This is a genomic window from Moorena sp. SIO3B2 (assembly GCF_010692525.1).
Taxonomy (GTDB): Bacteria; Cyanobacteriota; Cyanobacteriia; order Cyanobacteriales; family Coleofasciculaceae; genus Moorena; species Moorena producens.
This window is the reverse complement of sequence record NZ_JAAHHE010000196.1, coordinates 1-11,972: the sequence shown is the minus strand read 5'-3', so window position 1 is coordinate 11,972 and position 11,972 is coordinate 1. Positions and strand designations below refer to the sequence as shown.

General features: G+C 44.1%; 11 protein-coding genes and 1 pseudogene. All 12 read left to right on the top strand.

The window, feature by feature from the left end; translation table 11 throughout:
- Positions 1-204 (top strand): annotated as a pseudogene (locus F6K38_RS27205) (hypothetical protein); the annotation flags it as partial.
- A 30-nt stretch (positions 205-234) separates the two neighbouring features.
- Positions 235-963: a class I SAM-dependent methyltransferase gene (locus tag F6K38_RS27200; RefSeq protein ID WP_287358205.1), complete on the top strand. Its 729-nt coding sequence runs from the start codon at positions 235-237 to the stop codon at positions 961-963.
- Between the two features lie 89 nt (positions 964-1,052).
- The gene (locus tag F6K38_RS27195; protein WP_287311889.1) at positions 1,053-2,039 is read left to right on the top strand and encodes an NAD-dependent epimerase/dehydratase family protein; all 987 of its coding nucleotides are present in this window, start codon (positions 1,053-1,055) and stop codon (positions 2,037-2,039) included.
- Between the two features lie 65 nt (positions 2,040-2,104).
- Complete coding sequence (locus tag F6K38_RS27190; protein WP_071103490.1) at positions 2,105-2,761, top strand: class I SAM-dependent methyltransferase; 657 nt, start codon at positions 2,105-2,107, stop codon at positions 2,759-2,761.
- A 50-nt stretch (positions 2,762-2,811) separates the two neighbouring features.
- Complete coding sequence (locus tag F6K38_RS27185; RefSeq protein ID WP_071103491.1) at positions 2,812-3,549, top strand: acyltransferase; 738 nt, start codon at positions 2,812-2,814, stop codon at positions 3,547-3,549.
- Positions 3,550-3,648: 99 nt separating this feature from the next.
- The gene (locus F6K38_RS27180) at positions 3,649-5,334 is read left to right on the top strand and encodes a glycerol-3-phosphate dehydrogenase/oxidase (RefSeq protein WP_287311892.1); all 1,686 of its coding nucleotides are present in this window, start codon (positions 3,649-3,651) and stop codon (positions 5,332-5,334) included.
- Positions 5,335-5,407: 73 nt separating this feature from the next.
- The gene (locus tag F6K38_RS27175; RefSeq protein WP_287358203.1) at positions 5,408-6,436 is read left to right on the top strand and encodes a lysylphosphatidylglycerol synthase transmembrane domain-containing protein; all 1,029 of its coding nucleotides are present in this window, start codon (positions 5,408-5,410) and stop codon (positions 6,434-6,436) included.
- A gap of 82 nt (positions 6,437-6,518) precedes the next feature.
- Positions 6,519-7,949, top strand: coding sequence for a rhamnogalacturonan lyase family protein (locus F6K38_RS27170; protein ID WP_287311895.1), 1,431 nt, complete (start codon positions 6,519-6,521; stop codon positions 7,947-7,949).
- Between the two features lie 11 nt (positions 7,950-7,960).
- Complete coding sequence (locus F6K38_RS27165) at positions 7,961-8,926, top strand: lysylphosphatidylglycerol synthase transmembrane domain-containing protein (RefSeq protein WP_287358201.1); 966 nt, start codon at positions 7,961-7,963, stop codon at positions 8,924-8,926.
- 250 nt (positions 8,927-9,176) lie between these two features.
- A complete protein-coding gene (locus tag F6K38_RS27160) occupies positions 9,177-9,746 on the top strand; it encodes a metal-dependent hydrolase (RefSeq protein ID WP_287311899.1) in 570 nt (189 codons plus the stop codon).
- A gap of 236 nt (positions 9,747-9,982) precedes the next feature.
- On the top strand, positions 9,983-11,554 hold the full coding sequence (locus F6K38_RS27155) for a glycosyltransferase family 39 protein (protein ID WP_287358199.1): 1,572 nt from the start codon (positions 9,983-9,985) through the stop codon (positions 11,552-11,554).
- A 28-nt stretch (positions 11,555-11,582) separates the two neighbouring features.
- Positions 11,583-11,972 (top strand): glycosyltransferase family 39 protein (locus tag F6K38_RS27150; protein WP_287358198.1); only part of this gene is annotated, 390 nt, incomplete at its 3' end.

Here is an 11,972-nt window from a genome sequence, read left to right as displayed (position 1 = left end):
CTTCCTTTGGCTTCTGAATCTTGTCGTCCTGGAAGTTTTGGATTTACTATCCAGGGTTCCTTGAGTAATGAAGAACCAGGAAAAGATATCAAGGAAATGCTACTCAATCCCCTGACACCTATTCAGGGGTATGGTTCTCTAGAAAACCCCTGGCGATTTATTCGTAACCAATTAGCAATTCGGTCTAGAAAAAATAGCAATTAAAAATAAACAAATGACTAAAGGAATTTAACAGTGGTTTCTACAGGTGATTTTACCGAAACAGCCGATATCGAAACATCTTCTGATGATTATGCCTCCCGTTTTGCCGGAGAAATTGGGGCTTGGCTACTGAAAGTCCAGGAAGACGCAACCTTGAAAATGCTGACTCCTTATCCTAAAGCCACCATCCTTGATGTGGGAGGAGGACATGGTCAACTCACCGGGGCTCTGATTCAAAATGGTTATCAACTCACTGTGCTTGGTAGTGCAGATGTCTGTAAAGGGAGGATTCAGAATTTTCTTGATGCTAATCTTTGTTCCTTCAAGGTGGGCAATGTTTTGGATCTCCCTTACCCAGACGGAGCGTTTGATGTTGTGATCAGCTACCGATTCCTCGCTCATGTCACTCAATGGCAGTCTTTTTTAACAGAACTAAATCGAGTAGCAAAGCAAGCCGTAATCCTAGACTATCCTACAGTGAGGAGCGTAAATGCTATTGCCCCTTATCTCTTTAAGTTCAAGAAAGGGTTGGAAGGAAATACACGAGAGTTTATCTGTTATAAGGAACATGAGCTTCTAGAATTTTTTAAATCTATTGGTCTGAGCAAAGCTGAGCGCTATCCCCAATTCTTTGTGCCTATGGTACTTCATCGGGCTTTAAAATCTCCATTACTGTCATCAGTTATGGAACAATTATTAAAACTATCAGGACTAACCTATGTATTTGGATCACCAGTGATTTTGAAGCTCAATAAAACCTGATGAGCATTCGCAAAATGAGCGATAAAAAGGAAATACCCACACCAAACTAACAATTGACCATTTTAAAGTAGATTGATTGGAGGAACACCGTGAGAATATTAGTAACAGGGGGCACAGGTTTTACAGGTAGCCATCTGACACGCCGCCTAATACAAAAAGGTCATGATCTTGTTGTCCTTGACAATAAACCAGGTCTGTTTTTTGATCAACTCAAGGAACTAGGAGCAGAAATTCACCTGGGTAGCGTTGCTGACCGCGATATTGTAGACAAGGTGACCCAAGGTTGTGATGTGGTTCACCACTTAGCAGCAGCATTTCGCCAGGTAAACCTTCCCCAGTCAGTGTACTGGAATGTGAATGTGGAGGGAACACGCTACCTATTGGAGGCTGCTCTAAAGTATGGGGTGCAGAAGTTTGTATACTGTAGCACCTGTGGGGTTCACGGAGATGTGAAGCAAACACCGGCTGGTGAAGATGCGCCCATTGCCCCTGCGGATTACTATCAATACACCAAATATGAAGGGGAAAAAATCATTCCTGAATTCGTAGAGAAGGGGTTAAAGGTGGTAAGCCTTAGACCTGCCGCTATCTACGGACCCGGGGATCCGGAACGGTTTTCAATCCTGTTCAAGCGGGTGAATAAGGGACGCTTCTTAATGTTTGGCGATGGTCTGTCTCATTACCACCCCTTGTATATCGATAATCTAGTCGATGCTTTTGAACTGGCTGCGGATTCAGATAAAGGCAACGGGGAGGTATACCTGATCGCTGATGAAAACTACCATAGTCTCAATGACTTGGTTACTGCGATCGCAAAAGCCCTTGACCTTAAACTAAACCTGATCCATCTGCCCTTCTGGCCCCTTTGGACAGTTGCCTTTGCCACCGAGATGGTGTACAAGCCTTTCCCAGGAGTCGATCCCCCTCTGTTTCGGCGACGGGTCGATTGGTTCCGGCAGAATCGTGCCTTCAGTATTGAAAAGGCTAAGCAGGATCTCGGTTACCAACCTAAAGTAGATCTTCCAACCGGATTAGTACGAACAGCTAAATGGTATCGGGAAAAGGGCATCATTTGAAAGTAGCAGAAACCTTTCAGTGTGCGTAACTTACCAAATTTGGACAAATTAAAGAGAAATTAAACATGAACAGTCATAGCCAGCAGGCAGCAGCCCGTTTTGATGAGTGGGCGAATTCATACAGTGAAGACCGGATTTCCTCTTGGTTCACATTTTACCAATCCATGGCCATGTCCAAGCTAAAACTTCCAGAAAGAGATAGCTTTTTGGACGTAGGTTGCGGTACTGGTTGGGCTGTTAGGGAAGCTGCCAAACAGCTCAAATCAGGTAAAGCCTGTGGCATCGACATCTCTCCAAAGATGATCGAGAATGCCCTAGCTCAAACTCGGAATGGGCAAAATCAAACTATAGAGTTCCAGGTTGCTAATTCTGAGGAAATACCCTATCAAGATCAATCCTTTAGCTCGATTATCTGTACCTTTTCTATTCATCATTATCAAAACCCCGTCCGTGCTTTATCAGAGATGAAGCGAGTTCTGAAAGACGATGGTTCGATTGTAATTTTAGATTCAGCCAGAGATGTCTCCTTTCCCATCTGGCTGCAAGACCGGGGGCGGCGATACTTTGAAAAAAGCCACGTTAAATACTATACCACTAAAGAAATGAAGGCTCTGGTAGCAGAAGCTGAATTACAACTTGTTGGTGAAATCACGACCGTTAATAAATTTATGGATCATAACAAAGTGTTTACTGGTTTGATGCTACTCGAATGTAGTAAATAAAGAGTATTTTGCTGTAATCAGTTGTTGCTAAAAATCAGGATTTCATTGAGATGGAACAGGGTAATTTCAAGGTTAAGGAAGTCAGTAAGGGTAAAATTCCCCGCTGGCAACAGTATGCAGCATTGGTCGTGGGGAAGACCGAACTGCTGAGCTTCCTAAAGTATGAAATAATTACCTTCTTTTTGATGAACTTGCCTGGAGCATTAGGGCTCTATCTGCGGAGCAAGTTTTATCCCCTGATTTTGGGAGAGGTGGGGTCGAAGGTGGTCTTTGGACGGGGGGTAACCCTCCGTCATCCCCACAAAATTCGGATTGGTGAGAATGTGATTATTGACGACAACTGCGTATTGGATGCCAAAGGGCAGTCGAATTCAGGCATTTCCCTTGGGGATGGGGTGTTTGTTGGTCGCAATTCCATTATCTATTGCAAAGATGGGGATATTGAAATCCAACCTCAGGTCAATATTGGAGCCAATTGCCAAATCTACTCCAAATGTCTAGTGAAAATTGGCAAAGGGACAATGATAGCAGCATACAACTGTATCTTGAGCGGCGGTAGATATGATTACAAGTCCGAAGTCCCCTTAGCAGAGCAAAGTAGCTATACGAACGGACCAACCTTAATTGGGGAGGGCTGTTGGTTGGGTACTAAAGCTGTGGTTTTGGATGGTCTATCCATTGGCGATCGCACTGTAGTAGGGGCAGGAGCAGTAGTGACTAAGGATCTTCCCGCTGGTGTAGTGGCCATGGGTGTTCCTGCCAAAGTAAGAGAACAAGTTTGCTCATAAAAGTTTGTTGTCTTTTAGATAGCTTCAGACCTGATCCATTAACCAACAGAACTTGAAGTAACTATTTTTTATTAAAATCACTATATTTTAAGGTTTAACATGAAGCGAAACATTCAAAAATTAGCACAACAAGAATACGACCTCCTGATTGTTGGTGGTGGAATCAACGGCGCTGCATCTGCCTGGGACGCTACGCTTCGTGGTCTTAAAGTTGCCCTCCTGGAACGGGCGGATTTTGGAGGAGCTACTTCTTCTAATAGTGCCAAAATTGCTCACAGTGGGGTTAGATATTTACAGCACGCTGACTTTAAGCGGATGAGAGAATCCATTAGCGAACGTGCTACACTCATGCAGATCGCCCCCCACTTGATAGATGTGCAGCCTTACCTCTTGCCAATTTACGGGCACGGCATCAAAGGATTAGAAACCATGACCCTGTATTTTGCCATCTATGATCTATTGAGTAGGGATCAAAGGCGGGTTAAGGATTCAGCTCGATGCATACCCAACTGCCAAATTCTTTCCAAGCAAGAAGTCTTGAAGATGTGGTCCAGCTTAGATCCCGATCAGCTTACCGGTGGTGCGATTTGGTATGAAGGACAAATCCACAATACTGAGCGATTATTGCTGTCGTATCTTTTATCTGCCTCTGAGCGCGGTGCAGAAATAGCTAATTATGTCGAAGTTGTGGAATTTATTCAATCTGACAATGTTGTTGTCGGTGTCGAAGCTAAAGATTTAATTAGTGGACAAACAATTAAAGTTCGTGCAAAAACAGTATTAAACGCTTGCGGTCCGTGGATTGTAAAAACCTTGAATCTTTCTAGAGAACAATTCAAGGACTACGATCTTCATGCTTCCAAAGCCTTTAGTTTCATTACACGTCCGCTTACTAAAGATCATGCGGTAGTATTCCCCATCAAACCGATGTACCGCGATCCCCAGGCTATAGTCAATAAAAAGTCAAGTCTTGCCTTTGCAATTCCGTGGCGTGGTTATTCATTGGTGGGGTCTTTGCACTTGCCCTGCGAGGATGATCCCGAACGTGTTTCAATCTCTGAGGAAGAAATTCAAACCTATATTGAGCTGATTAACGAGGGTTATCCCGAAGGAAAGCTGCGCCGTGAAGATGTACATCATGTGTTGTGGGGTATCATACCAGCGGATCGAGAAGGTTCAGCGGCACCTATGAAGCATTACCGCATTTTGGATCATGCCACGGAAGATGGTCTTGAAGGTCTTGTTAGTGTGGTTGGTGTCAAATACACAACCTCCCGTGATGTGGCTCAAAAAACAATAGATCTGGTCTTTCGGAAGCTCGGACAAGTATCACCATTACCACGTACAAAGAATACTCCTTTGTGGGGTGGAGATATTGAATATCTTGATTTGTTCATGAATCAGGCCATTGAGCAAGAGTCAGATCAGTTGAGTCCTGAGGTAGTGCGCAATCTTGTGCGAAAGTACGGTTCAGCTTATCAGCACATATTACGTTACTTAGACGAAAATCCGGCATGGGCACAAGTACTACCAAACAGCGATGTCATCCAAGCGGAAGTTATACACGGGGTTCGTGAAGAGATGGCTGAGAAATTGGTCGATGTTGTTTTTCGGCGGACTGATCTCGGCTCTGCAGGCTATCTAGGTGACGAGCCCCTTCGCCTATGTGCTCAACTGATGGCTCGTGAACTTGGCTGGAATGAAGCCTACACAGAAGCTGAGCTGCGCAACGTGGTAGATTCCTACATTATCCGTCCCAAGACAGAAGTGGTATGCCAACCTTAATTATAGTCTTAGTTAAGTCTTAACTAGATGCTGGTCAGAGGGTAGAAAGATTGATAGAACAAATGAGGGTTAAATGGGAAAAAGCTCGATACTTCGCTTCTTGAGAATTGCGGTAACAACCGCTCTGCTAGTTTATGTTTTTCACAAAGCAGGATTGTTAACGCTTCAAGGATGGCGGAACTTATTTGATACCTTTGCCCATACCAAACTGAATTTTCTGTTGGCATCAATTGTGATCTTACCGATACTTGATTTTGCCAGCTCAGTCAAGTGGTACTTTCTCTCTCGCTCTTGTGGACTTTCAGTCGGTCTATGGCGGCTCTATGCTTACTACGTAATTGGTAAGTTCTTTAGTCTAATCCTACCCAGCAGCATCGGCGGAGATGTGATTAGAATACATGAGCTAGGGCGTTACACAGGACGTTATGCTGATGCTGCAGCTGTCGTATTTGTAGAACGTTTCAGCGGTTTAGCGACCCTAGTGATGCTGGCACTAATTGCAGTAATCGTTAACTTGCAGATTTTTAATATCCCTTGGCTCACAATTTCCCTTAGTATTGGTATCCTTGGATTAGGCTTTATATGCTGGTTAATTGTTGATGATCGTCCCTTCAATCTCTCCCAGAAAATTTTTGGAGAACGACTGCCTATTTTCAAAAAAATATTTAGTAAGATTGAAAAATTTCGCAATGCTGTACTGCTTTACAAGGATGATTCAGGAGCGCTTGTATGGGCGTTAGTCAACTCGTTAATTTTTTATTTTTTGTCTGTAATCAATGTCTGGGTTAGCGCCTTGACATTTAATGCTGAAATTAACTTTATAAGCACCCTAGTGGCGGTTCCTGTGATCATGTTCATCATGAATCTACCATTTTCTATTGGTGGTATTGGCTTAACGGAATTTGCCTATACTTTTACTCTCGGTCTTTTTGGTGTCAACCCTGCTGTAGCAATTTCGACAACCTTGTTGATGCGATTAAAGACATTTATTGATGCTGGGATTGGTGGTTTGCTTTATCCCTTAGTCAGGTTCGAAAATTCAACAGCAAGAGAATTATCTAAGGAGATTGAGAGGAGTTACAGTAAACAGTCTAAAGATTAGTTATAAATAGTCTTTTTGATGGCTACGTTTGATGGCTACTTTGAGAATAGTTTGAGAGAGAATAGTTTGATAAAATAGGGAAATGTCAAAGCAATCGCCCAAAATGGGTTTCCAGCATGTTACCTCTAAAATAGCCTTGTTTTTGAGCGTTTGTAGTGCATTCAACTGGGGATGTGCAGCAAAATGGAATAGCAAGGGCGTTGATTTACCCTATTCCACCATCAATCCTCAGACTATCCAATTAGATTTACCTGCTGAAGACGATAGATCAGGTGGTTTGATTACGGCGGATGTAGATGATGATGGCAAGAAAGACTTTATTATTACCAAGCCCGGTCAGATCGCAGTTTACAGTCATTCTGGGCAAAAGCTCTGGGGTAGGGAGATCAACCTCCAGGTAACTGGAAAATCTGAGTACCAGGGACTACCTGGATTGCATGGGTCGGGTGTCCAAGCAGCTGACGTGGATGGGGATCAGAAGACGGAGGTCTTGTTTTTAACCAAAGACAATACTATTCATATTATCCAAGGTGACAACGGACAGAGCAAGGGAAGTATAACAATAGAATCTCCACCAGGTACAGAACGTTGGGAGCACTTAGTAGTAGCCAATTTCCGGGGTAAAGGCGATCGCGATTTACTACTTCAGGCCACTAATGCTGAAGGATACCGTAGGGGTCGTTATCTAGCAGCCTATCCCCTAGACAACCTACTCAAAGGTGAAAACCTTGAACCTTTGTGGACTCGAGATGATTTCCTTGCCAATGCTCACAATGGGGCACGGGTGGCAGATCTCGACGGAGATGGCAAAGATGAGGTTTTGGGTGGGACAATAATATCACCATTAGGAGAGCTACTGGTGCGAATTCCAGTAAAAGGTCATATTGACTCCCTGTTTGTGGCTGATGTGCGTCCAGACATCCCAGGATTAGAGGTAGTAGCTCTGGAAGAGAACGGTGGCAATCGGGTTTTCCTTTATAACCGCGATCGCGTCATTTGGAAAACCCACTACAAGCATCAAGAACCACAAAATGCTGCCATTGGTGATTTTGACCCCCAACGACCGGGATTAGAAGTGTGGTGCCGCAGCCGTTACCCGAAACACCAGAAACCCTTTGTCTTTGATGCCCAAGGTCAACTGATTGCTGACTATCAAATGGATGATGTTGCTCCCAAGGGATGGACAGACAAAGGTGTAGAGGTGATCTTCCCGATTGATTGGACAGGAGAGTCGAGGCAATTAGTGGCTGTCAAAGAGCGCCATAAATCAGGAGACGTCGGGATTTTTGATGGCCTGAGTGGGAAATTTCTCCATCGGTTCAAAGAACAGGCAGATCGACTTTACGTTGCTGATGTGTCTGGGGATTGGCGGGAAGAATTGATGGTTCTCAATGGGAATCAGCTGGACATCTACAGCAACCCCGAACCAAATCCCAATCTTGATCGCCCACGGCTATGGATTCAAAACCACTACCGCCGCAGTAAGATGACTTGGAACTACTACAGTCCATAAACTTAAAAACCATGGAAAAAAAGTTAGCTGCTAGGAAAAAATTGATTCTTACGATCATTAAATGCGGCGTTTCCATAGCGCTACTGTCTTGGGCGTTGCGCAAGACCAATCTGCCCGACATTTTCCTAGCTGTGAGTTCTGCCAACATTCCTCTGTTAATGGCAGCGTTTGTGGTCTACTTAGCCAGTTACTACATCAGAGCTCATCGGTGGCGAGTACTGCTTTTAGCTCAGAAGGTGAAAGCTACCATCCCTTACTTGTATAAGTCCTACATGGTCAGCATATTCTTCAGTAATTTTTTGCCCTCCACCATTGGTGGGGATGCTGTTAGGGCTTATGATGCCTGGCGGTTGGGAACGAGCAAGTCAGTCGCACTAGCCACTGTGTTTTTGGATCGTTTCCTCGGTTTACTGGGTTTGATGCTGTTTGGCCTCGGGGCGCTGTTTTTCTCTCAGACATTGATCGCCCAGTTACCATTACTTAACCTGTGGGTGATGCTAGGTACGGCAGTAATTATGCTGATACTCTCGATGATTTTCATACCCTCTCAGAAGATTTCAAGCTTTATTAGCAAGATAAAACTACCCTTTTGGCACCCCATAAAAAACAAGGTATTGAATATTATTAAAGCTTTCCTTGCCTTTGGTAACCGCAAACATGCCTTGGCTATGTCTATGGGGTTATCACTGATGGTGCAAATCAGTGTCATCGGTCATTATTACCTAATTGCAAAGGCCCTGGATTTACCGGTTCCCCTTCTTAGTTTCTTTGTCATCATTCCCCTAGTCTCCTTGATCATGGTGTTGCCTGTATCGATCAACGCCATTGGTATCCGTGAAAATGCGTTTGTCTTCTTTTTTGGGGCTTACGACTATAATCTTGCCAGACCCGAAGCCATTGCCTTTGCTTGGCTGGCTTACGGAATCGTGATCATTCAGGGGCTGCTGGGGGGAATTGTGTATGCTTTGCGCAAGTAAAGGCGATTAACTCAGCTCAGGTAAGGTCGTGATCAGGTAATCGGATGATCAGGTAATCAGCTGTAATGGTGATCAATAAACAATAGTCATAGTAATTACCAATTACCAAATATAAATTACCAATTACCAAATATAAATTACCAATTACCAAATATAAATTACCAATTACCAATTACCAAATATAAATTACCAATTACCAAATATAAATTACCAATTACCAATTACCAATTACCAATTACCAATTAATCAAATGCCATCACCAGTAGGACACACATTTGCCGGTATTTGTGGATTTGTTCTGGCACGCCCTCATATAGCTTGGCATCAGGAAACTCGGCTGTTGTTAGGTTCAGTATTGCTAACGAATTTGCCAGACATAGACATTCTGCCTGGATTGCTGCTGCTGGGAAATCCAGGAGCTTTTCACCGTCAGGCCACCCACAGCTTGATAGTAGCCGCCGTAATTGGCATCTTCGTTGCTTGGCTAGTGGGGCGTTGGAGGTTAAATCGGCTCCGGTGGGGAATTTGGGCAGCTCTAGTTTATGGCAGCCATATCATCTTGGATATGCTAGTAGCTGACCCAACAGCACCTTTCGGAGTCCAGGCACTCTGGCCTTTTTCCCTAGAGTATTTTATTTCACCCATTACCATCTTTGCCCGATTTGATTATTTTAATCCAGAATTGGGTATGGTGCGCACCATCCTGAGTATTACCAACGTCTTGGGAATACTTTGGGAAATCGTAGTACTTACACCCTTGCTAGGACTTGCATGGTATGGGTTTGGGAAAACTGACGGCAGAAAACCATTGGCAAGATAGAGGCCAAGGGTGATGGGGTGATCAGGTGATCAGGTGATGGAGACAATAATAGATCTTTTTCATAAATGTCTCAAAAAAGGCTGATAAGTAACATGGCCGTGTGTTCCAATTTAGTTTGGCAAGAGGTTAATTGTTCTTTGTTGATGGCGATAAACCATCTTTCCCCAGCCATGATGAACCCTGGTCTGATCACGGTGGTTCTTAATTACTGATTCTAGATAAGGTTGGTCAGGTGCATGAAAGCAGAAAAACTTAATTCGACAGAAACCTCAATCCAAGCAGATTGGCTTTGGCAATCGATTCCCATCGCCTTAATTTTGCTATTGGCGGCTGGGTTGTATTTCTATCAACTCGGCACAGAGAGCCTGTGGGTGGATGAACTCTACAGTGTTAATGATGCCAAAGGCTTACCAGGCCATCTGGGTCTAATGCGCCCAGTGTATTACATCCTCCTGTGGCTGTGGATGCAGTTTGGCACCAGCGATGCTTGGTTGCGGGGGTTGTCTGTCTTGTTTGGATTGGGCAGTGTATTTCTAACTTACCAGCTTGGTCGTCGTGTAGGGGGAAAGCCAACGGGCTTGATTGCTGCCCTCCTCTTGGCTCTATCGCCCCTGTTCATCAATTTTGCCCAAATGGTTCGTATGTACACCCTAGGCACTTGTCTCGGTCTAGGTGGTACCATAGCGCTAGTGAATGCTCTTGAGAATCCTACTACCACCTCAATGGCTTGGTGGGCTAGCCTACGACTGTTGGTAACCCTAACTGCGCCACTCAATGCCACCCTGCTCTTCGCTGACATCTGGTTGGTATGGTTTCGGTTTCGCAAGCAACGGGCTACATTATTAGCTTTCGGCAAATGGCTGTTGCTGGTGATCCTGTTGTGGTTACCGTCTTTGTTCACCCTAGTTTCTGCAACCCTTCCCTTCCTAAGCAATGCCCTTAATCTGATCGCCAAAATTGATCCATCGGCTACTCGACACTCATTTCCCAGTTTTGTGGATGTTTTACGTAAGTTAAAGAACTTTACTGCCTTTCCGTTTCCTTCCACATCGAAGCTGAGTAGCTTGTTTTATCAAGCCTACAGTATACTATTAGCTGGCTTGGTCGGTATTGCCTTAATCCACAAAAACCACAAACCACGCCTGTGTTTGATTGCTGCTTGGGCGTTTATACCATCAGGGATGATTTTTTTAGTTTCTAAGCGATTATGGATAGACCGTTACATACTGTTTTTATCCCCATACATTTTGATTATTCTGGCCGCTGGCTTGATGGGATTGTGGCGTTGGAAACGGATTTTTGCGATCGCAGTAGCAATTATCTATACCATTACCGTTAGCAGTGGGCTAATACGCTATTACACCGTGCAGGATCGCCAAGATTGGCGAAATGTAGCGCAAACGATTAGCATTGGTGAAAAACCTGGTGATACCATCGTGTTATCCATAGGTTCGCGAAAAATGACCTCAGCGCTGGGTCATTACTATAGTGGAGATGCCCCGATCTATTCCCTCAGGAAACTTTGTCCTTCTGATCGAGTCAAAAAGCCAGTCGTAGAGGAAGCACTTAATAACTTGCCACCTATTCCCTCGCGGCTCTGGCTACTATGCGGCACAGGTTTTGACGAACAAAAGTTTCGCACTGTTTTCAAAGAACATTTCCAGCTGGAAACACACCAAGAATTTACTAACGAGAACTTTTATAGACAAAATGATTTAATGCATCTATTTCTGCTCATACCCAATTCTCTCAATTCTACTGATTCTCCAAATCCTACTGATATCAAAAACAAATCAACATCGGTCTAAGCTCTAGGGCTTTGATTATTTAGGTAGTATGAAAGCCAACAACCACAAAACAGCAGCGCTCCTAGAGGGAGGAAATTGGTTCCGACAATGGATGCCCATTACCTTAATCTTACTATTAGCGACTGGATTGTACCTCTATCAACTTGGTACAGAAAGCCTATGGGTTGATGAACTCATTAGTATTCATCGTGCCAAGCACCTAGACCGAGTCTTTAGTGATACACGCCCCCTCTATCACATCCTCCTACAAGTCTGGATGATAGTTAGCAGTAGTGATACTTGGCTGCGGGTATTGTGCGTTGTGTTTAGTATTGGTACTGTTTTTGTTACCTATCGGCTTGGTCGGCGCTTAATGGGAGAGTCCACTGGCTTAATTGCTGCCCTAATCGTTGCCCTCTCACCCCTGTTTATCCATCAT

Excerpts from the sequence above, each read along its gene's own strand:
- F6K38_RS27190 (WP_071103490.1), top strand. The coding sequence starts at position 2,105 with ATGAACAGTCATAGCCAGCAGGCAGCAGCCCGTTTTGATGAGTGGGCG.
- F6K38_RS27185 (WP_071103491.1), top strand. The coding sequence starts at position 2,812 with ATGGAACAGGGTAATTTCAAGGTTAAGGAAGTCAGTAAGGGTAAAATT.
- F6K38_RS27180 (WP_287311892.1), top strand. The coding sequence starts at position 3,649 with ATGAAGCGAAACATTCAAAAATTAGCACAACAAGAATACGACCTCCTG.
- F6K38_RS27175 (WP_287358203.1), top strand. The coding sequence starts at position 5,408 with ATGGGAAAAAGCTCGATACTTCGCTTCTTGAGAATTGCGGTAACAACC.
- F6K38_RS27170 (WP_287311895.1), top strand. The coding sequence starts at position 6,519 with ATGTCAAAGCAATCGCCCAAAATGGGTTTCCAGCATGTTACCTCTAAA.
- F6K38_RS27165 (WP_287358201.1), top strand. The coding sequence starts at position 7,961 with ATGGAAAAAAAGTTAGCTGCTAGGAAAAAATTGATTCTTACGATCATT.
- F6K38_RS27160 (WP_287311899.1), top strand. The coding sequence starts at position 9,177 with ATGCCATCACCAGTAGGACACACATTTGCCGGTATTTGTGGATTTGTT.
- F6K38_RS27155 (WP_287358199.1), top strand. The coding sequence starts at position 9,983 with ATGAAAGCAGAAAAACTTAATTCGACAGAAACCTCAATCCAAGCAGAT.